This is a genomic window from Methylovorus sp. SPW-M1 (genome assembly GCF_053848825.1).
In genome coordinates, this window is sequence record NZ_CM132626.1 from 970,340 (window position 1) to 990,126 (window position 19,787).

General features: G+C 50.8%; 18 protein-coding genes and 1 pseudogene. 11 read left to right on the forward strand and 8 right to left on the reverse strand.

Annotation, left to right across the window (positions count from 1 at the left end; genetic code table 11):
- Positions 1 to 2: 2 nt before the first annotated feature.
- The 3 genes and pseudogenes from ACWWD9_RS04560 to ACWWD9_RS04570 all read right to left on the reverse strand — a co-directional run bounded on the left by ACWWD9_RS04560 (position 3) and on the right by ACWWD9_RS04570 (position 4,065).
- The gene (locus tag ACWWD9_RS04560) at positions 3 to 1,130 is read right to left on the reverse strand and encodes an IS1595 family transposase (protein WP_455867862.1); all 1,128 of its coding nucleotides are present in this window, start codon (positions 1,128 to 1,130) and stop codon (positions 3 to 5) included.
- 1,722 nt (positions 1,131 to 2,852) lie between these two features.
- Positions 2,853 to 2,969 (reverse strand): annotated as a pseudogene (locus tag ACWWD9_RS04565) (IS3 family transposase); the annotation flags it as partial.
- A 25-nt stretch (positions 2,970 to 2,994) separates the two neighbouring features.
- Positions 2,995 to 4,065 (reverse strand): AraC family transcriptional regulator ligand-binding domain-containing protein, encoded by a 1,071-nt coding sequence (locus ACWWD9_RS04570; protein WP_455867863.1) that lies wholly within the window; start codon positions 4,063 to 4,065, stop codon positions 2,995 to 2,997.
- Between the two features lie 218 nt (positions 4,066 to 4,283).
- Between ACWWD9_RS04570 and ACWWD9_RS04575 the strand changes: the two genes are divergently transcribed.
- From ACWWD9_RS04575 to ACWWD9_RS04595, 5 genes are all read left to right on the forward strand, one after another.
- Positions 4,284 to 5,264, forward strand: coding sequence for an enoyl-CoA hydratase/isomerase family protein (locus tag ACWWD9_RS04575; protein WP_455867864.1), 981 nt, complete (start codon positions 4,284 to 4,286; stop codon positions 5,262 to 5,264).
- 61 nt (positions 5,265 to 5,325) lie between these two features.
- On the forward strand, positions 5,326 to 6,132 hold the full coding sequence (locus ACWWD9_RS04580) for an SDR family NAD(P)-dependent oxidoreductase (protein WP_455867865.1): 807 nt from the start codon (positions 5,326 to 5,328) through the stop codon (positions 6,130 to 6,132).
- A 58-nt stretch (positions 6,133 to 6,190) separates the two neighbouring features.
- Positions 6,191 to 6,496 (forward strand): YciI family protein, encoded by a 306-nt coding sequence (locus ACWWD9_RS04585; RefSeq protein ID WP_455867866.1) that lies wholly within the window; start codon positions 6,191 to 6,193, stop codon positions 6,494 to 6,496.
- 66 nt (positions 6,497 to 6,562) lie between these two features.
- Complete coding sequence (locus ACWWD9_RS04590; RefSeq protein WP_455867867.1) at positions 6,563 to 7,333, forward strand: SDR family NAD(P)-dependent oxidoreductase; 771 nt, start codon at positions 6,563 to 6,565, stop codon at positions 7,331 to 7,333.
- 384 nt (positions 7,334 to 7,717) lie between these two features.
- Entirely contained in the window at positions 7,718 to 8,200 is a 483-nt protein-coding gene (locus ACWWD9_RS04595) for a hypothetical protein (RefSeq protein ID WP_455867868.1), read from the forward strand.
- A 256-nt stretch (positions 8,201 to 8,456) separates the two neighbouring features.
- On the opposite strand, the gene ACWWD9_RS04600 is transcribed toward ACWWD9_RS04595, so the two are convergent.
- From ACWWD9_RS04600 to ftsY, 5 genes are all read right to left on the reverse strand, one after another.
- Positions 8,457 to 9,983, reverse strand: a complete 1,527-nt coding sequence (locus ACWWD9_RS04600; RefSeq protein WP_455867869.1) for an AAA family ATPase — start codon at positions 9,981 to 9,983, stop codon at positions 8,457 to 8,459.
- 240 nt (positions 9,984 to 10,223) lie between these two features.
- Positions 10,224 to 10,826 (reverse strand): GTP cyclohydrolase II, encoded by a 603-nt coding sequence (gene ribA / locus ACWWD9_RS04605; RefSeq protein ID WP_455867870.1) that lies wholly within the window; start codon positions 10,824 to 10,826, stop codon positions 10,224 to 10,226.
- Between the two features lie 20 nt (positions 10,827 to 10,846).
- Positions 10,847 to 11,749 (reverse strand): permease-like cell division protein FtsX, encoded by a 903-nt coding sequence (ftsX, locus tag ACWWD9_RS04610; protein WP_455867871.1) that lies wholly within the window; start codon positions 11,747 to 11,749, stop codon positions 10,847 to 10,849.
- Positions 11,746 to 12,399, reverse strand: coding sequence for a cell division ATP-binding protein FtsE (ftsE, locus tag ACWWD9_RS04615; RefSeq protein ID WP_159355296.1), 654 nt, complete (start codon positions 12,397 to 12,399; stop codon positions 11,746 to 11,748). The genes ftsX and ftsE overlap by 4 nt, the downstream gene beginning before the upstream one ends.
- Positions 12,400 to 12,432: 33 nt before the next feature.
- On the reverse strand, positions 12,433 to 13,458 hold the full coding sequence (gene ftsY / locus ACWWD9_RS04620) for a signal recognition particle-docking protein FtsY (RefSeq protein ID WP_015830528.1): 1,026 nt from the start codon (positions 13,456 to 13,458) through the stop codon (positions 12,433 to 12,435).
- 309 nt (positions 13,459 to 13,767) lie between these two features.
- On the opposite strand from ftsY, the gene ACWWD9_RS04625 reads away from it, so the two are divergent.
- The 6 genes from ACWWD9_RS04625 to ACWWD9_RS04650 all read left to right on the forward strand — a co-directional run bounded on the left by ACWWD9_RS04625 (position 13,768) and on the right by ACWWD9_RS04650 (position 19,746).
- Positions 13,768 to 15,117 carry a M16 family metallopeptidase gene (locus ACWWD9_RS04625; protein WP_015830527.1) on the forward strand — a complete coding sequence of 450 codons (1,350 nt, stop codon included), beginning with the start codon at positions 13,768 to 13,770 and terminating at the stop codon, positions 15,115 to 15,117.
- A 71-nt stretch (positions 15,118 to 15,188) separates the two neighbouring features.
- Entirely contained in the window at positions 15,189 to 16,505 is a 1,317-nt protein-coding gene (locus ACWWD9_RS04630) for a M16 family metallopeptidase (protein WP_455867872.1), read from the forward strand.
- Complete coding sequence (gene rsmD / locus ACWWD9_RS04635) at positions 16,495 to 17,088, forward strand: 16S rRNA (guanine(966)-N(2))-methyltransferase RsmD (RefSeq protein WP_455867873.1); 594 nt, start codon at positions 16,495 to 16,497, stop codon at positions 17,086 to 17,088. The genes ACWWD9_RS04630 and rsmD overlap by 11 nt, the downstream gene beginning before the upstream one ends.
- Positions 17,075 to 17,590 carry a pantetheine-phosphate adenylyltransferase gene (coaD, locus tag ACWWD9_RS04640; protein ID WP_159355298.1) on the forward strand — a complete coding sequence of 172 codons (516 nt, stop codon included), beginning with the start codon at positions 17,075 to 17,077 and terminating at the stop codon, positions 17,588 to 17,590. The genes rsmD and coaD overlap by 14 nt, the downstream gene beginning before the upstream one ends.
- Before the next feature lie 11 nt (positions 17,591 to 17,601).
- Positions 17,602 to 17,853: a YfhL family 4Fe-4S dicluster ferredoxin gene (locus tag ACWWD9_RS04645; protein ID WP_015830523.1), complete on the forward strand. Its 252-nt coding sequence runs from the start codon at positions 17,602 to 17,604 to the stop codon at positions 17,851 to 17,853.
- A 123-nt stretch (positions 17,854 to 17,976) separates the two neighbouring features.
- Positions 17,977 to 19,746: a methyl-accepting chemotaxis protein gene (locus ACWWD9_RS04650; protein ID WP_455867874.1), complete on the forward strand. Its 1,770-nt coding sequence runs from the start codon at positions 17,977 to 17,979 to the stop codon at positions 19,744 to 19,746.
- Positions 19,747 to 19,787: the final 41 nt, after the last annotated feature.

Here is a 19,787-nt window from a genome sequence, read left to right on the forward strand (position 1 = left end):
AACTAATACACATATTCGAAGCCTAATCTGTGCCCATGGTTATAGTTGCAGAACGCTTTAGACGTTTCACGCGTAAAAATACGTTTGAAGACATCTTCAAATTTCTGCCTCAGTGTCATATGCCGTGTGTCATTTCTCCATACAAACTCGGCTGCATAAAAAGCAAAATATTGGGGGCGCATCCCATTGTAAGTGCCAAATTCCCCTCGACGAATTCTTGAGAAGAAACACTCCGCCATGTTGTTGTTAACACCGTCAAAGCGAACATACTCTTCTGAGTGATTTACGCGTGCATGGGCAATACCCAGCTCTCGATACAATGGCTGAAATGCACTTCCACTGTCAGTCATGATCACGGCGTCCTGCGTTACATATTTTTTAATCAAAGGTAAGATCGATGCGGCGTTCTCAACCTTGAGCACGAACGTAATCGTACGATGTGAGCCGTGTCCCCTCGGCGCGTATGGATCAACCTCTGACATTGCTAACAATATCCTACGATTCTTTAGTTTCTCGAGGTTCCATGATTCCATATGCGTTCGCTTGTCTGGAACGATTGCATCTTTACGGTTTCGCAACCAATGATTCGCAACGAATGAATCTGTTTTTTTTCGTTGGTTTGCCCTTCGCGGTTTTCCGCAGAAATGTGCGCAATCTATGTGTACGATTCCTTGCAGCTTGGTTCGATTCATGGTCTCGAACAAGACCTCCCGGATTTTGGCAAAGTTATGGAAGGCAGTCTTAAGCGTAATTCCTACCCTGCAGTGAAACGAGTTAGAAGATTCGCCTTGCGCCCCCGAAATGAAAAAATACACTACCATTAGCAGCTTGCCATATGACATCTTACGATTACTGAATGGTGTGCCTGATGTGACGTTGAACCGATGTTGGCACTTCTTACAGGTCCATCGCTTTTGGTTTTTTATAAAGTGATGCTCGTCTTTTGCTGAACAGTCCGGGCACACGACTTCGTCGCCTTTACCCCATCTCATGGACTTTAGCATTTCCCACGCCTCTTGTTCGGACAAGCGGGCAATATCAAAAACAGTTAAGTCTCGGTATGCCTTTGTTTGTTGAAATCTGGTTGACGTTTTACTCCGTGATAGGTTTTTCTTGGTGTTTTCCATCATAAGTCCTTAAATTTTTGGGCGAAACATGCCCCTGCCGAAATCCGGCATTTGATTTTCAAGAGTGATGGGAACCCACACTGTCGGTATTGACAGGTGCTTTGGGAAAGCTGACAATGGTATTTCTCGAGTACCGAGTCAAGGCCGCTTCCATTCGTGGATGCGGCTTTTGGCTTTCTGGCTCCCGCTAATTGCAGCGGTCCAACTTCTTCTGTGTTTTCTTCCTGCTCGTCTCCTTCCTCAAGTTCAAATAAATCAAAAAAAATCCGAGAAATCGCTCTCTCGGAGGTCATAAACTCGGTAATCTAACCGATTTTTTATGGATGTACAAACCCCAAGAATGAGATGTATGATACTGATTTTAAATAGATATATATCATTTTAAATTTATGAAGATTCGCACTTTAATAGGCGCCATCTATAGCTGAGTTAAGCGAGTCAATTTGTCCGAAGGAAAGCAAAAGTGTCTTCTAGAAAAGTAAGCTGAATTATTCACATGAAGGCAAAATTGCGCCAATATCCCATGCTCCTAATATCCTGATGCTTCAGGAAATGTTAGATTTCTTTATTCGAAAGGAAAGTAAAATTCATATCCTGAAGTGCTGATTGGGTTAGACCTACTTACTAAGCGCTGGCAGACAGCGAAGATTGTCATTATCACTGCAGAAAAGGAAGTCGATGCAGTAGTGAGCATTAGAAAGAGGGATCAGCTCCCAACCAAGTTCGCTGCTAGGCTGGATGCTAAATCAAATATGAATTCAAGAGATTGAGAACTATTAATGAGTGATGCTGGAGCGTATTCAGATCGTGGGGATGATTACCAACGTGCTATTGCATTAAAGTTAATTATGCAAATGCTAGAGAGTAACGATATTTCGAGCATAGAAATACAAGCCACCTCACTAGCCTCTAACAATACTGAAATCACTATTGATGATATTGTCGTTTTCTATGCTGATGGAAAAACGAATTATATTCAGTGCAAAAAGAATCAGACCGATTGGAGAGAGTGGCGGACTTCGGATCAAACAATCAAAGACGAGCTTTTAAAAGCCAAAGAACAGCTTAATAATGATGTCGATGGTATTGTCAAATTTTTTTCTGAGTCTGAATTCGGTAAATTAAAGAAGCTTGCTGTCTACATATCTATTCGCCCTGACTATCAAGCATATATTGCTGGAGCAGCTACTGAAGTAAAAAAAACCTTAAAGGAAATTTCATCTTTATGGAATGAGAGAGATGAAACTACTTTCCAGCTGCTGAAAAGAGTGGAGTTTTCAAGGACAGATGGCTACAAGGATATCCTACAAAACGCTCATAGCCATCTACGTCGCACTTTTACTGGTAATGAAACCATCGTTCCCGTTTTACTGCATTTCATTAGTGAGATGTCTAGCAAAAGTTTAAACGTTCCTCATCGGTTTAGCGTTGCAGATGTAAAAGGTTTTTTATCTTCCAAAGGTATTCACCAAGCACCTGAATATAACGAACAAGAACTCCTTGATGAATTTCAACGAGCCTCTTTGATAGGTCGGCATTGGATACGGGAAATTGATGGGAAACGAATCTATAGAAAATCTCTTGATGTCCTTTTGGAGTTAATTGCTAGTAAAACAAAAACAATTCTGCTAACAGATGATCCTGGGAGTGGAAAGACGTGTGTCTTGCTAGATCTTGTCGAGCATCTTGAAACCTCAAGTTGCGCTTTGAATCGCCCCTACTATGCTAGACAGTCGCCAGCCCCTCGAAATAACGCTTCTCATACTCTACTGGCGATAGGCCATTATTGAAACTGTACCGACGCCTAGGGTTATAAAACATCTCGATGTAATCAAATACATCCCGACTAAAGAATTTATCGATCAAATTATAGTGCCTTTTCATTTGTGATGAATTCAGTACGCACGGTTTGCGGTGTTTTTCCCGTCCACCCTTGGAATGCTCTCGTAAATGAGTTCGCATCCTCGAACCCCAATAAAAACGATATCTCAGGGCCCGACATTTCTGTATGTCGCAGATAATGATGCGCTAGTGAATTACGCAAACTATCAAGCGTTTGCTGAAAGCTGGTACCTTCATCTTGAAGTTTACGTTGCAGCGTTCGCGTGCTTACAGCTAATTTTCGACTAATTGATTGCATTGAAACATCACCTGCTGGCAGAGCCTCAATCAATATACTGCGTACACGATCAACAATTGCGGCACTGCGATCAAGATCTGCTAGCCGTTGACGTAGAGACGGCTCAAAGAACAGCCACATCTTGTGGTTCTCAGTTAAAAATGGCTTTTCAACATCTGCGTGAGTGAACACCAGGGTTGTGAGAGGTGTACAACTGACCGGCACACCGAAAAACGTCTTATAAAGCTCTAAATCTGCCTCATGCCCAGACTTTAGTGGCAAGCCTACCTGGAGTGGCTGAATATTGCTACGAGTCGCCAACCGAGCTAGTTGGACAAAAAATACAAGCTTGAAGGCGAGAAACACATTTGGCGGCGTCTGCGTATTTTCTATAAAGTCTAAAGTTACTTTGGTTTGGCTTGCCGTATGCTCCACCCTGATGACCATCGGGGCAATGAGTTTGACATACTTAGCCAATCTCTCAAGCGCACATCGCATGTTCTCGCTGCAAAGTGCCGCAAACAATTCTGGTTCAAACCAGTCTGAAGTCATCACTTTCGCGATTCGCAAGGGCGTTGGCACGTCGGGATCAATCGAAGCAGACTCCGCATCAATCGCTTCCCACAACTTAAAGAAGTTTGTCGAATTCAAACGCACATTTTGACGCGCAAATAAATCACCTGGTAACTGCGCTCGACGAAGGACAGGTGCCGTTTGAATACCTGCATCTTGCATCACTAAACGCCAGCCGGGCCACACGGCATACTCTAAGGTATAGGGTTTACGTGAATTCTCTTTAGGTAATCGTTGATCGCTCATGGTAACAGTCTATCTTGCGAAACGCGCCACAGCAATCGCTAATACCGCCAAATTCAAAAATCCAAGGTTGGCGCGTTTCGCTGTTATGTTGGCGCCTTAAGCTAGTGATCTTGGCGCTTTTTGCAGGCAAAGTACGGCCTAACTCAGTTGCGGAGTTGTTGAGCAGTGCAGTAACAACCCTGAGTAATTAACCCTTATTTGCTTTCGGAGAACCGTCAATGATGAAGAACCTTAAACTAGCCGCAGCTTTGCTGGCTGCATCAGTCCTTACCATACCCAGCGCCTACGCTGACACAGCAGGTCCTAACAAAAATGCATCTGGTCAAATAGTGAGCAAAGTGGCGCAAAAAAGCACCATCAGTGTGGAAGTGGTATCGCCCGAAATTCGCAAAGTGAAATTCGCTAACCCACCATTGAATTTGATTGTGCCCGAGACATTGTCCTCTCTCAATGAGGTTGTGAAAACCTTGAGCGAGGACGAAAACGTAAAGGTGGTGGTTTTCACAAGCGATGTGGCGGGTTTTTTCTTCAATCACTTCGATATGAATGAATTTCCCAACTTTCTAAGTCAAGTTGGTGCGAATTCAAAACCATTGTGGGTTGAGCTGATTTCAAACTTGTCTAATGCTCCTTTTATCACCATTGCTTCTATCAATGGCCGCACGCAAGGGGGCGGTGATGAATTGGCATTGGCTTTTGACCTGCGTTACGCCAGTAAAGAAAAAGCCATTTTTGGTCAGCCTGAAGTGGGTGTGGGACTATTCCCAGGTGGGGGTGCCACCTATCATTTAACAAGACTTGTTGGTAGGGATCGTGCTCTGGAAGTGTTATTGAGTGCCGATGATTACAGTGCAGAAACCGCAGAAAAATTCGGTTGGGTTACTCGTGCAATGCCTGAGGCCCAGCTCGATGGCTTTGTTAACAAAATTGCCAGCCGTTTGGCAACCTTTGATAAAACTGCGCTGATCACCACCAAGAGACAGATTACCGCGATCACTTCTCCAACTGAGGCTGAACTGACCAGTTCTTTTGGGGAATTCACCAAATCGTTAGCTTGGCCGGGGTTGCAACAGCGTATGCCGCTATTTGGCAAAGTTATTCAAGAAATGGGCCCATTAAAGGTAGAAAACAATATGGGTTACTTCATAGGTGAAGGTAACAAGCAGTTATATCAGCAACAGCAGGCTGGTAAAAAATAATCCGCGCTCATTACATGTAACGCTGCCCGGTTCGGGCAGCTTTGATCAAAAAGGTGACCATATGAAAAAGACCGTTTTAATTACAGGGGCGTCGTCAGGCTTTGGGCTGATGCTTGCCAATCAGCTCCATCAAGGAGGTTACGAAGTGATCGGCACCAGCCGCGAACCAGAAAAGCATGCTGACAAAGTCCCGTTCAGGTTAATCCGACTGGATATTGGAGATGACGACTCCATCAAAGCCTTTACAACAGAACTATTCAAACATATCTCTAAGTTAGATGTCCTGGTTAACAACGCCGGCTACATGCTGACTGGCTTAGCTGAAGAAACGCCGATTGAACTTGGTCGCGAGCAGTTTGAAACCAATTTCTGGGGCACTGTGAAGGTGACCAATGCACTGTTGCCTCATTTTAGAGCACAAAAGAAAGGACAGATCATTACTGTCAGTTCAATTGTGGCCCTCATTGGACCGCCAAATTTATCTTTCTATACCGCATCAAAACATGCAGTTGAAGGTTACTTCAAATCTTTACGCTTTGAGTTGAGTCAGTTCAATATCAAGGTAAGCATGGTAGAGCCAATGTGGTTTAAAACTAATCTTGGCAACCATGCGGTGACAGCAGGAAACAACAGCATCAGTGACTATAACGCCTACCGCATACGTGCAAATGCCGCTACAAAGAAAGGCATGGATGATGCTGAAGCACCTGACGCCGTTGTAAAAATGATTAGCTGCTTAATCAAGGCAAAACACCCCCGATTCAGCAATCCCGTTGGGAAGATGACCGGTATGGTGCTTTTCTTACAAAACTACATACCTTGCATGTTTGAAAGTGCGATCCATAAAAGCGTGAAAACAGCTAGTTAGAAAGCGCCTGGTGTCAGCCCGCGTGGTCTTTCAATATAGCTGTTTTTAAGGAGAGATTATGAAGTATTACTTATGTAAGTTTATCCCCCCCAGAGATGACTTCTTGCCAACGTTATCTGCCGATGAGCAGCGTTGGATGCAGGAGCATGTTGTGTATCTAAACAAACTGTTGGATCAGAATATCATCGTTGCACATGGTCCCGTTATGGATCCGTCTGGAGGATACGGCGTTTCTTTATACCAAATAGCGGATGACCAAGACATTGCAGCTTTTACCTCAGAAGACCCCATCGTCAAAAATGGCGTTGGGCACTATGAACATCATCCCATGTTGCACCTAACGTTCAAGAGGGACATCGCTTAATTTAATTACAAATCCATTTGCATTCGATGCTATTCATTGATTGCAGCATAATTTAGGAGAATTTGAATGACAACCACCCTTATCACAGGCGCATCAAGTGGTATTGGCGCCGTTTATGCTAAACGTTTTGCTGCTCGTGGCCACAACCTTGTTCTGGTGGCGCGTGCAACTCATCGTCTCGAACTACTTGCGTCAGAACTGCGTAGCTCATATGGAATAAATACAGAAGTTATCACAGCCGATCTTACCGATGGTGCTCAACTAGAATCTGTACTAAACCGCCTTAAAGATAACCCAGCCATTGATATTCTTGTTAACAATGCGGGCGCGGGCTTGATTGGTGAGTTTGCCAGTGCAAATATAGCCGCATTGGGCAGATTGATAGAAATTAATGTGTTGGTTCCAACATTACTCGCATCCGCAGTTATCGGTAAGATGGTGGAACGGGGTAACGGCGCCATTATCAATATCGCCTCTGGCCTAGCTATTGCTCCTGAATATTCGCCCGGCATTTATGCTGCCACCAAGTCCTACGTGATGACCCTCTCACAAAGCCTGTCTGCAGAGGTCAGTGCGAAAGGGGTTTATATTCAGGCTGTATTGCCAGCTGCAACCCGTACTGAGATCTTTGAGCGTGCTGGGGGTGATATCAGTTTGGTGCCCGATGTCATGGAAGTTGAGGACATGGTTGATGCTGCTCTAGTTGGTTTTGATCGAAGAGAGCTGATTACTATGCCATCCCTGCATGACATTACACTGTGGCAAAATTTTGAACATGCCCGTGGACACCTAGCGCAAGGGTTTAGTAGCTCTCAACCGGCCCCAAGATATAAATAGCTTTTGTCTCTAGCAAACTCTTAAATAATCTGACTTTTATTTATAATTATCATAGGATTTGCATGGTAATTTCATAATGTTCAATTATTTTATGGGTTTGCTTTTAAGTTTGATTGCTTACTTTTTTGAGTGCAATGCTAATCTAGAGTTGATTTTTAGCCTGAAATTGGGGATATTACTTCACTTTTAGAATTCTTTAGTCGCCTGAGAAATTGTAACAACTCTTTATCTAGCCTGTCTTCGTAGTATTAAAGATGTGTAAATATTTTTGTGTAAATGGTCATTTGGCAGCGCCGTGAAAGTTCGCGGTTCCATGAACAGACGGTAGTAGCTAAAGACCTTGTCGCGTTAAACTAGTTTTCGTCTTATTCGTGTAATAAAATTATGACTTTAAAGAGCTTTATTATTTTCCTATTAAGTGCTTTTGTAATCGTAGGATGTACTACTGGCAAAATTGCCATGCAGGAAGACAACATAGATCAGAAAGTTGCTGGCTCACCCTTCATTAAACGTTATCCAAATAACAACTATTCTGTGAGAACTCCATCAGAGAGTATTGAGGTTTATTACAAAACCTGGAATGCACTTAATAGGCCTGAAGCTATAAGAGATTGGAAAATGCATTTTCAAATAGCAGAAGGTTCCGATCCAAAAAAGCGATATATCGAAATTGGAGAAATAACTTATTATCAAAAGGATCTGGATGATAAGAAAGCTATAGACTTTCTGAAAAATGCGGCCTCACAAGAGGGGGGCGATGCAATAGCTGATGCTTGGAGAAGACCGGTTATTGATCAAGTGCTTTCACCCTCCCGAATTGTGGGGTATCGCTTCAACGCTCTTATCATTAGGTATACAGAATTGTAGAATTGGTGCTGGGTTCAACTCCCAGAGCTGCCACCATTTACACAGAGACTCTGGATTAACACCTTGAGTCTTTTTTGTATTAGGGACAATGTCGTGGTTATTTCTTCTAGGCTTCTGGCCGAGCTTGTTGTTGAGCTTGATCCTGACGGTAGTGCTTTTTGCAATAATACGTTGATACTCAAGAATGGTATTGAGCTTACACAACTTAGCAATCAAATCCAACAACCTCATGATGCTTCTCAGATAAGCGCTTGCCTCATATAAATCCGATACGAGTACTTTCATTATTCCCAATAGGGACGTCTTTGATACAAAGATAGTCCCTGGCTGCAATTGCGGCTTGGCCGAATGCACTAAGCAGGCAGACTTTCATTCGTCTGGGATGCATACCTGCTAGTTTTTCTGCTACGTCAATACCTAGGCCTGGACTAAAGTGATCTCCCCATGGCCGGCTCTTCCTAATCGAGTTATAAATACTCTGCGCAATGGGGATTGATTCTTCCCGGGTAGGTGGTCGAATATAATGAACCATGGCACGGCTCAGGATAGGCTCAGGAATCAACCTTTCATCGTTGGCCGTCATCACCCAGATAATTCCTGAGGCATCAATAGGAAGTCCCCTAATCGATTGGTCTTCAAATCGTTTTGCCGTTTCCCGCTCCAGCAAACTATACAAGCCTCCTAAAGGATCAAATCGGGAATCTTTTGCTGCTTTGTCTAACTCATCGACTAGGACTACCGGATTGGCTGTTTTTCCGCTCGTCAGCGCCCTGAAGATCAGGCCAGTTTGGGTGTTGCCCCAGAATTCGCTACTCCCAGCAATTGTGGCTCCATTTTGCTCGGATTCAATGTGAACTTCTAAGAAGTCCGTTTTAATTAATGAAGCAATTTCGTTGGCGACTTGTGTTTTCCCAATGCCTGGTGGACCAATAAGTAGTAGTGGCGGGATTTCAAGCCGGCCGTCCCCAAGCTTAGCCAGTGCAACAGAGCTACACACTAACTCGATTGTTTCTTTGAAGTTAGGAAAACGTTGAATGAGATCAATGAATACTTTAGGTTCAGGCAGCTGGCAATATGGCCGGTAGCCTCCACGTTTGATCATTTCCTCGCATATGGCTTTAAGTCGATTGCGGCAGTCAGAATCTGCTGATCTGGTATTAAGAGAATCTTTTATACGGATGACATCTTCGACATTATAAAGGTGCATCAATGGGCCATCCGTCTCTGTAGGCAACACATTGATTGGAGCGGTCGCAGCTTTCTTGTCCTCCTCCGTTGCTTTAGTATCATCCTCTTCATCTAGTCCCTTGGGATCAAATTCATTTTCCTGTTTTTTCAAATTAATGTAGCGCCGTTGATCCTCGGAAAAATCACCGTCAAATTCGCGATGAGCTTCGCATGTGTATGCGGATCTAAAGAGCCCACGGCTGATATATACATGACCACATTTGGGACATGTGAGCTCGCTATCCAAGGCAGCGCTATCAATTAGATGATCAATCAGTTTGAGTCGACGTGGCGAGAGTTTTACTCCCTCAACAAAGATTTGGAGTTTAGAGCGAGTACCTGTATATAAAAACACCAAACGCGATTCCTCAATATCCTCTTTATTTAGAGAACTCTTTATTTTCGTCAATGTGTTATCGAGGAGATGGATCCAACCAGGCCGAATATCGAAAGAGTTGTCCTTAATAAGCCATGCATGCTTTTCCTGCAGGGCAACCTTGCGGCGATTGAACTCGCGTTTACTGATCAATTTTGGAGTTGTATTCTTAGATTTCATGGCAGCACCTTTCCTAGCTGCCATCAATAAAATTAGGCAGCCGGTATATAAGCGAAATAGTTGTAGAAACTTAGTGGACCGGTCGGAGTAGATCGACCGGTCGCACCGATTCGCTTCAGGTAAAGCGCTGGATGTTTTGGCATGTAAGTACACATGCCGGAAATGTTAGAGGATTATTGAAGATGTGACTTGTGCAACTGGTGAAACAGGGCGGTCTGCATGCACAAGCTAATGCGACTATTAAAGATAGTGCCCCAGCTTGGTCCGCTTGGTTTGCAGGTATTCGGCGTTATTCTGGTTGGGGGTGATCAGCAGCGGTACGCGACGGCTGACGGAAATGCCTGCTGCCTGCAGGCGGGTGACTTTTTCAGGGTTGTTGGTCAGCAGCTGGATGCGTTGCAGCCCCAGGTCGCGCAGCATGGCGGCGGCCAGTTCGTAGCTGCGGGCATCAATCGGCAGGCCTTGTTCCAGATTGGCTTGTACTGTGTCGCGCCCCTGGTCTTGCAGGGCATAAGCCTTGATTTTATGGGCTAGGCCTATGCCACGGCCTTCGTGTCCGCGCAGGTAGAGAATCACGCCGCAGCCGGCTTTTGAAATGGTTTCTTGCGACTTGGCGAGTTGTTCGCCGCAATCGCAACGTCTGGACCCCAGGACATCGCCGGTCAGGCATTCGGAGTGCAGGCGTACCAGCACTTCTTCCTGGCTTGGCTTCAGTTCGCCAGCAACAAGGGCCACCTGGTCTTGCAGGCCTTGCGGATCATTGTCTGATCGATAGATATGTAAGGTGAAATCCCCATGCGAGGTGGGCATGCGGGAGGTGGCGATTTTCTTGACGGTTTGCATAATGAAAAAAAGATGGGGGCTCAGCGGCTGGATTCAAGCTTGGCAAGCGAGCGACCAACGGCGACATAGGAGCCTAGCCAGCCCAGGGCGACCGGGATCAGGACGATGGCCAGACAAACAAACGGCTGTGGCATGCCGAGATGAAAATCACTGGCATACAGGGCGGCGATGTCGGCAATCGAATAATTAAAGAGCTCAATCACGCCCGCCAGCAGCAGCAGGGCGGCAATGCCGCCGCCAAGGCCATATACCATGCCTGCATACAGGAATGGGCGACGGATGAATCGATTGGTGGCGCCGATGAGCTTGCTGACTTCGATCTCCTCGCGTTGCGTGACGACTTGCAGGCGGATGGTGTTGCCAATAATGGCGAGCAGGGCAAAGCCGAGCAAGCCCACCAGCACCAGCAAGGCCTTCTTGCTCAGCTCCAATATCGCGTACAGGCGCTTGATCCAGGTGGCATCCATCTGCGCCAGTTCTACACTGGGCTGCTTTTGTATGCGGGATTGCAGGGCCTCAATTGCGGCCGGATCATGGTTGCGCGGAGCGACCTGGAAGGCATCAGGCAGGGGATTTTTCTCCAGATTGATGGCGCCAGCTGTTTCCTGCTGCAGCTGTTTCCAGGCGGCATCCTTGCTGATGAACGTAACGCGGGCTACATCCTTCTGCTGGGTGAGCCATTGCTGCAGGCGTGTAACGCTGCCCGGCTCGGCATCCAGTTTCATGAAGACGCTGATTTGCGGTTCGGTGCTGATATTGCCGGTCAGGCGGTTCAGGTTATCCACGATGACAAACAGGATGGCGGGCAGGCATACGGTCACGCCCATCACGCACCACATCACCAGCGTGGCGAGCAGGCGGTGACGCATGCGACCAAATACCAGGCGCAAAGCCTGCGTGTGCTGATTTATCCAATGTTTCATGCTGTCAGGGTTCCTTGCTCCAGGCGCAGCACGCGTGCCCCTGAGTTCGCGATTTCATGCTGGTCATGTGTCGCCACGATCACGGTGACGCCCACCTGCTGAAAGGCGTAGAAGATCGCCATGATTTCTTCGGCATAGCCTTCATCCAGGTTGCCGGTCGGTTCATCGGCAATCAGGATCGACGGCCGACTGACCACGGCGCGGGCAATCGCCAGCCGCTGCTGTTCGCCACCTGACAGGGTAATGGGCATGGCTTTTTCCTTGCCCAGCAGGCCGACTTTGTCCAGCGCGGCGCGTATGCGCTTGCCGGCTTCATGACCGGTAATGCCATTGATATAAAGCGGCAAGGCGACATTTTCAAAGCAGTTGCGGTCGTAAAGCAGTTTGTGATCCTGAAACACCAGGCCGAATTTGCGGCGCAAAAAGGGCAGCGCTGCGGCACGCAGCTTGCTGACATTCTGGTTGCCGATCAGGACGGTGCCTGAGGTTGGCCGCTCGGTGGCGGCGATCAGCTTGAGTAATGTACTTTTACCGGCACCTGACGCTCCCGCAACAAATACCAGTTCGCCTGGCTCAATACTGAAACTGACATTGCGCAGGATTTGCTCACTGCCGGGGTAGCGTTTGCTGACCTGGTCAAATTTAATCATCTCGGCTCCTGCGCAGCGTGTATGAAAAGCGCATCACGAAAACAGCGCATCTACAAATTCCTCTGCCTTGAACGGCCGCAGGTCGGCGATGCTTTCGCCCACGCCGATATAACGGATGGGGATGGGCCGCGCCTGGGCAATCGCCGCGATCACACCGCCCTTGGCCGTGCCATCCAGCTTGCTCAGCACCAGGCCGGTCACACCCAGGGCATCATCAAACGCCTTGACCTGGCTGATGGCGTTCTGGCCGGTGTTGGCATCCAGCACCAGCAGGATTTCATGCGGCGCGCCCGGCAATGCCTTGCCGATCACGCGCTGCACCTTGCGAATTTCTTCCATCAGATTGAGCTGGGTTGGCAGGCGGCCGGCGGTGTCGGCCAGCACGATATCAATATTGCGTGCCTTGGCGGAGTTCACTGCATCAAAAATCACTGCTGCCGGATCGCCACTTTCCTGGGCAACCACATGCACATTGTTGCGATCACCCCAGGCCTGCAATTGCTCGCGAGCGGCGGCACGGAAGGTGTCGCCGGCTGCGATCAGCACGGATTTGCCTTGCGCCTGAAACAGATTGGCCAGCTTGCCGATGCTGGTGGTTTTGCCTGCACCATTGACGCCGGCCAGCATGATGACAAACGGCTGGTGGGTGGTGGTTACCAGCGGTTTTTCCAGCGGGGCCAGTAATTCCAGCAGGGCGTCTTTCAGGGCCTGTTTCAGCTGGGTGGTGTCGCTCAGGCTCTGGCGCTTCACGCGCTGGCGTATCTGTTCCAGCAGGGCTTGCGTGGCGGCGACGCCAACATCAGAGGTGAGCAGGATGGTTTCCAGCTCTTCGTATACATCTTCATCGATCTTGCCGCCACCAAACAGGCTGGCCAGCTGATTGCCCAGCTGGCTGCGTGTTTTTGCCAGGCCGTTTTTCAGGCGCTCGGTCCAGCTCAGCTTGTTTTCAGCGGCAGATTCCGTGGGGGCTGGAGCGGCGGGAGTCTCGGGCGCAGGGGTGCTGGCTGGCACATCTGGCGTGGGAGGGGGGGTCTTGTCTTTTTTGAAAAAATCGAACATACGCTTCAACTAGAATTTCGCCTTATTTTAGTCGTATTCCGCCGCCCATGCACGAATCTATTCATGCCATCGCACCGCGAAACTAAGTCCCGGGGCATGGGTCAGACGCCTGTACGTTGCATGGCACAAGGCACGTCGGCTTGAAAGTTGGTCGGGCCGCCGGGTGCCTTGGCTATAATGATGCTGAAGAGCAAGGAACAGGTTCGCGCGAGGGGATAATGCCATGCATGCATGCATCGCGAGGCGTGTTCGCTGCTCTAATCAAAGGAGAACAATAAGGTGTTGAGTCGCAAATTAGTCAGGATCGTCATGCTGCTGGGCCTGGTGCCCAGTGTCACATTACCCGGCGTTGCCGCCGCAGAAACCCAGGAATTCAAGCTTAGCAATGGCCTGCGTCTGATCGTGCAGGAAGATCATCGCTCCCCGGTCGTGGTGTCGCAGGTGTGGTACCGCGCTGGTAGTATTGATGAAGTGAACGGCAAGACCGGCGTGGCCCACTTGCTGGAACACATGATGTTCAAAGGCACCAAAAACGTGAAGCCAGGCCAGTTCTCCCGCCTGGTGGCCGCGGCAGGTGGCCGTGAAAATGCCTTTACCAGCCGTGATTACACCGCGTATTACCAGCAGCTGGAAAAATCCAAGCTGCCACTGTCATTCAAGCTCGAATCTGACCGCATGGCCAATCTGCAATTGACCAAGGAAGAGTTCTCCAAGGAAATCAAGGTGGTGATGGAAGAGCGCCGCTGGCGCACGGAAGACAAGCCGCAATCCACCGTGGCCGAGCAATATCAGTCTGTGGTGTTTCAGGCGCACCCCTATGCCCGCCCGGTGGTGGGCTGGATGAATGACCTTGAAAACATGACCGTGGAAGATGCACGCGAGTGGTACAACAACTGGTACGCCCCCAACAATGCGACCGTAGTCGTGGTCGGTGATGTGAAGGCGCAGGAAGTCTACAAGCTCGCCCAGCAATATTTTGGCCCGCTGAAGCCGCGCAAATTGCCGGTACGCAAGCCGCAGCTGGAACCCGCACAAAAAGGTGAGCGTCGTCTGATCGTCAAGGCGCCAGCCCGCTTGCCTTATGTGCTGATGGGCTACCATGTGCCAGCCCTGCGTGATCCGGTGAATGACTGGGAACCCTACGCGCTGGAGATACTGGCCGGTGTGCTGGATGGCAATGCGTCGGCCCGCCTGACGCAGAATCTGGTGCGCAACCAGCAGATCGCCGTGGATGTGGGCGCAGGCTATGATCTTACCCAGCGCGGTGCGACCAGCCTGTTTGAGCTGGATGGCTCGCCCAGTGAAGGCAAGACGGCCGCTGACATTGAGGCTGCGCTCTTGCAGCAGATCGAGGATATCAAGCAATCCGGTGTTACCGAGGATGAGCTGAACCGCGTCAAGGCGCAGGTGATTGCGGCGGATGTGTACCAACGCGACTCCATGTTCAACCAGGCCATGCAGATTGGCCAGCTTGAAACCATCGGTTTCTCATGGCGCTTTCTCAAGGATTACCCCGAGAAGCTGAAGCAGGTGACACCGCAGCAGGTGCAGGAAGTGGCGCGCAAATATCTCACGCGTGACAACCTCACCGTGGCGACGCTGGATCCGCAGCCGATTGATCCTAACGCCAAGCCCAAGGGCCGGCCCAGCGATCATTAAGCCTATAGCGCGGACTTGGCGGTTTTCACGCCAGCCCGGACACTGAACTTACGGAATTCAAAGGTAACCCCATGTTGATCAAAAAACTTTACGCAAAATGCCTGACAGGCATGGCCGCCGTGCTGTTGAGCGTCTCTGCCCAGGCGGCGGTGAATATCCAGCAATGGAAAACCGCCAATGGCGCCGATGTTTACTTTGTTGAAAATCACGATTTGCCCATCATTGATCTCAGCGTCAATTTTGCTGCGGGCAGCGCGCGCGATGTGGCCGATAAATCCGGCCTGGCAGGCATGACGCGCTATCTGATGACCCTGGGCGCGGCCGGGATGAGCGATGAGGAAATCTCGCGCAAGATGGCTGATGTCGGTGCCATCATGGGCGGCGAGCTGGATGCAGACCGTGCCGCCTTCAAGCTGCGCACCCTGAGTCAGGCCCGCGAGCGCGAGCAGGCGCTGGATATCTTTGCCAAGGTACTGCAACAGCCGGATTTTCCACAGGCGACACTGGAGCGCGAGAAAGCCCGCGCCATTGCCGGTCTGCAGGAAGCGGCGACCCAGCCTGAAAGCATCGCCAGCAAAGCCTTCATGAAAGCCTTGTACGGCAAGCACCCTTACGCGCTGGATGACGGTGGTGAGCCGGAAACCATTGCCGCCCTCAAGCGGGATGATCTGCAGGCGTTTTACCAGCAGCACTACGGCGCTAAAGGCGCGGTGATTGCCATGATAGGTGACATGACCCGTGAAGAAGCGAACCAGATTGCCGAGCGCCTCACCGCCAAGCTGCCTGCCGTGGAGGCGCAACCGGCTTTGCCCGCAGTGACTTTCCCTGAGCGTGCCGTCGATGAGCGCATCCAGCATCCGGCCACCCAGTCCCATATTCTGCTGGGTTACCCTGGTGTCAAGCGCGGCGATGCGGATTACTTTCCCCTCTATGTCGGAAATTACATTCTCGGTGGCGGCGGCTTTGTTTCACGCCTGACCGAAGAAGTGCGCGAGAAGCGCGGGCTGGTCTACAGCGTGTATAGCTACTTCATGCCCATGGCCGAGCTGGGGCCATTCCAGATCGGTTTGCAAACCAAGCGCGAGCAATCTGCGGAAGCGATGAAAGTGGTGGAGCAGACCCTGGACAAGTTCATGCAGGGCGGCGTGACCGAAGCCGAGCTGGTGGCTGCCAAGCAGAATATCACCGGTGGTTTTCCATTGCGCCTCGACAGCAACAGCAAGATTCTGGATTACCTGGCAGTGATCGGCTTCTACAAGCTGCCGCTGACCTATCTGGAAGATTTCAACAAGAATATCAATAGCGTGACCACGGCCCAGATCAAGGATGCATTCAGTCGCCGTATTGATACCCACAAACTGGTCACGGTGGTGGTCGGTGGCAACTAAGGCTGTCAGCAAAGCGGGCGGAGTCAACAAGGTACGCATAGGCGGTGGCACCTGGCGCAGCCGCCTGTTGAGTTTCCCCGATGGCCCCGGTTTGCGCCCGACGCCAGATCGCGTGCGGCAGACCCTGTTCAACTGGCTGGGGCAGGATCTGCATGGCATGCGTTGTCTGGACCTGTTTTCCGGCACCGGTGCGCTGGGCTTTGAGGCGTTGTCGCGTGGCGCCCGTGAAGTGGTGATGGTGGAGAAATCCCTGCCCGCATTTCGCGCCTTGCAGGCGAGCAAAACCCTGCTAAGCGCCGATGGCGCCAGCCTGCTCAATGCCGATGCCGCGCAGCTGCTGAGTGCGCCATCCGCCAAACTGGAGGCTGGCAGTTTTGATGTGATTTTTCTGGATCCGCCCTACAACCAGGGCTGGCTGGACAAGCTGTTGCCAGCGGTTGCCACTTTGCTGGCACCCGATGGCCGGGTGTATGTCGAAGCCGAGTACGTGCTGGCAGACAGCGCGCCGTGGCAGGTGCTGAAAAGCGGCAAAGCGGGCAATGTTTGCTATCACCTGTTAAAATTGGCGGATGCAAACGAATGAATCTTCTGGCGGCCTGACCGTCGTCTACCCTGGCACGTTTGATCCCATCACCCGCGGTCATGAGGATATCGTGCGCCGCGCGGCGGGCCTGTTTGACCGGGTGATTGTGGCCGTGGCGCAAAGTCCGGGCAAGTCACCTTTCTTTGGGCTGGACGAGCGCGTCTCCATGGCCTCTGAGGTCTTGCAGGATTGCTCCAACGTCCACGTGATGGGCTTTTCGGGCTTGCTGATGGAGTTCGTGCAGGCGCAGGGTGCCCGTGTGGTGATACGCGGCTTGCGCGCGGTGTCTGACTTTGAATACGAGTTCCAGCTGGCGGGCATGAATCGCAATATGTTTCCCCAAGTGGAAACGCTTTTCCTGACACCAGCTGAGCAATACATGTTTATCTCTGCCAGTCTGGTGCGGGAGATCGCCCGGCTCAATGGCGATGTCAGCAATTTTGTCTCCCCGCTGGTGCAGGCGCATATCCAGCGCAAACTGGACCACGCGGCGGGTCGATAGGGTTTTTTTCCATGGCATTAATGATTACCGATGAATGCATCAATTGCGATGTGTGCGAACCGGCTTGCCCAAATGGCGCCATTTCCCAGGGCGCTGAAATCTACGTCATCAATCCTGCCCTTTGCACCGAGTGTGTGGGGCATTTCGATAAACCGCAGTGCCAGGATGTCTGCCCGGTCAGCTGTATTCCCCTGGATCCGGATGTCGTGGAAAACCGCGATCAGCTCTATCAGAAATACCTGAAGCTGGTCGGCAAAGCCTGAGTTCCTCCGTTTTATCCAGGCGGGAATTTTTCATAGAAGTAAACATTGTTAATCTTCAGGCATAATTTTTGCCTGCATACAGCCATATCGTCCATTGCACGGACTTCATTGCCTGGGATTAACATGACGCCGGTTTCCTCTTCGCTTACCTCTTATGAGGCGCCTGATCGCAGCGTATCTGCTGCGCCAGCGACGTCTGCCATGTCGACACGCCCGCCAGATGCCAACATCAGCATTGCCGGCCTGGGTGCGCGGCTCTCGCATCTGATGCGCCAATTGCTCAATACCGAAAGCACCCAGTCGGCGCGTTTTGTCGAAGTGGAGAACCGTGTTGGTGCAATGAGCATGGAAGTGGAGGCGGTCACCGAGCGTATGCAAACCAGCATGCACGAGGCCGAACAGCTGCGCGAGCAATCCCAGCAGGATTTCTCGCAAGCCAGCAGTGAGTTGTCGCAAGGCCTGTGGCAACTGGAGCAAAGTTTGTCAGAAAAACTGACCAAGGTGAATGAGGTGGTGCGTGGCCTGGAGCGCGTGGGCCGCGAACTGGAGCTGATTGCCGTCAATGCCGCCATACAGGCCGCGCACGCCGGCGAGGCCGGGCGCAGTTTCAGTGTGGTGGCGGATCATGTGCGCCAGCTGGCGCGGCATACCGTCCAGAATGCGAATGAAGTCTCGCAGATGCTGGATTTCAAGGATTTTCAGCAGCAGCTGATTGGCTTCGGGCATTCCAGCCGCGAAAACGTCGACCAGGTGGACAAGCAGACGGTGGCGGCGTTTTCCAAGGTGCAGCAGGCGTTTGGCGAGATACGCACTTCCATGCAGACACTGGTGGAGCATGGCAAGGTGATCGAGACCATGCACCATCTGGATCGCGGCAGTTACCAGGGGCAGCGCGTCAAAGTGGCCTGGGCCAGGGAGCTGGCTGAAGATTTGCAGAAAAGCGCTGGCGTCACCGAGCTGCAACTGCCCCTGCATCTGGCGCGTGTACTGCGCAAGGACGGCGGCTACAAACCTCAGGCTTATGATCGCCTGAACGATATTTTGCAGCGCGGGGTTTTGCGCGTGGCGATTGAGCCTTCATTCAAGGGCTTGTCGTTCCGGCTGCGCCCCGGCGAAGCATTGCGCGGACTGGATGTGGAATATGCTACGGCCTTTGCGCGTTACCTCGGCGTGCAGATCGAGTTTATCGAGCATGCCTGGGATCAATGCGTGGATTTGCTGCATATCGGCCGCAGTCGCGGCGAACCGGAGGCGGATCTGGTGTGGAGTGCCTTGCCGCCCAGTGCCAGCTATTACAAGGTCGCCTATTCCGATGCCTATACCTATCTGCATTACATGCTGGCGCGGCGGGCAGGGGATGAGCGCATCAGCGGCCTGGGCAGTCTGCAGGGCAAGGTGCTGGGCTGCATCAATGACCCTGGCGCCTTTGCCACGCTGGAGGCGGCAGGCCTGCGCTGGAGCAAACACAAGCGCGAGGAGCGCGGCACCATACGGCTGGCCAACCTGATTGCCTACACCGATCAGTCCATCATTCACGATGCGCTTGCCGACGGCAAGATCGACGCCTTTGCCGTAGACCAGCCCATCTTTGCCTGGGCCTGCAATGGCAAGGACAGTCCCTGGCATGGCCGCATTGAGTTGCTCAATGGCAATATCGCGCCCAGCCCCTGGTATTACACGGTGGCTGTCGCCGATGATCCGGCCAGCTATACCTTGCTGCAGCATGTGAATGCCTTCATCCGTGACTTCAGCCGCACGCGGGAGCGCGAGACGCTGGAGCTGCGCTGGCAGTTCTATCCCGTACATGGCACGGCAGGCTATCAGGGGGAAGCCGGAAGTTTGCGCGGTGAGCCTGAGCTTTATCGTGACTGGCTTCAGCAGCAGACCGCATAGGCCTATAAGTCTGCAAAGGCCTATAGCGAAGGCTTATAATA

Coding starts and splice junctions, on each gene's coding strand:
- ftsY (WP_015830528.1), bottom strand. CDS start 13,458: ATGTTCGATTTTTTCAAAAAAGACAAGACCCCCCCTCCCACGCCAGAT.
- ftsX (WP_455867871.1), bottom strand. CDS start 11,749: ATGAAACATTGGATAAATCAGCACACGCAGGCTTTGCGCCTGGTATTT.
- ACWWD9_RS04560 (WP_455867862.1), bottom strand. CDS start 1,130: ATGATGGAAAACACCAAGAAAAACCTATCACGGAGTAAAACGTCAACC.
- coaD (WP_159355298.1), top strand. CDS start 17,075: ATGCAAACGAATGAATCTTCTGGCGGCCTGACCGTCGTCTACCCTGGC.
- ACWWD9_RS04630 (WP_455867872.1), top strand. CDS start 15,189: ATGTTGATCAAAAAACTTTACGCAAAATGCCTGACAGGCATGGCCGCC.
- ACWWD9_RS04580 (WP_455867865.1), top strand. CDS start 5,326: ATGAAAAAGACCGTTTTAATTACAGGGGCGTCGTCAGGCTTTGGGCTG.
- ACWWD9_RS04625 (WP_015830527.1), top strand. CDS start 13,768: ATGCTGCTGGGCCTGGTGCCCAGTGTCACATTACCCGGCGTTGCCGCC.
- ACWWD9_RS04585 (WP_455867866.1), top strand. CDS start 6,191: ATGAAGTATTACTTATGTAAGTTTATCCCCCCCAGAGATGACTTCTTG.
- ACWWD9_RS04650 (WP_455867874.1), top strand. CDS start 17,977: ATGACGCCGGTTTCCTCTTCGCTTACCTCTTATGAGGCGCCTGATCGC.
- ACWWD9_RS04600 (WP_455867869.1), bottom strand. CDS start 9,983: ATGAAATCTAAGAATACAACTCCAAAATTGATCAGTAAACGCGAGTTC.
- ACWWD9_RS04570 (WP_455867863.1), bottom strand. CDS start 4,065: ATGAGCGATCAACGATTACCTAAAGAGAATTCACGTAAACCCTATACC.
- ACWWD9_RS04645 (WP_015830523.1), top strand. CDS start 17,602: ATGGCATTAATGATTACCGATGAATGCATCAATTGCGATGTGTGCGAA.
- ftsE (WP_159355296.1), bottom strand. CDS start 12,399: ATGATTAAATTTGACCAGGTCAGCAAACGCTACCCCGGCAGTGAGCAA.
- ribA (WP_455867870.1), bottom strand. CDS start 10,826: ATGCAAACCGTCAAGAAAATCGCCACCTCCCGCATGCCCACCTCGCAT.
- ACWWD9_RS04595 (WP_455867868.1), top strand. CDS start 7,718: ATGACTTTAAAGAGCTTTATTATTTTCCTATTAAGTGCTTTTGTAATC.
- ACWWD9_RS04575 (WP_455867864.1), top strand. CDS start 4,284: ATGATGAAGAACCTTAAACTAGCCGCAGCTTTGCTGGCTGCATCAGTC.
- ACWWD9_RS04590 (WP_455867867.1), top strand. CDS start 6,563: ATGACAACCACCCTTATCACAGGCGCATCAAGTGGTATTGGCGCCGTT.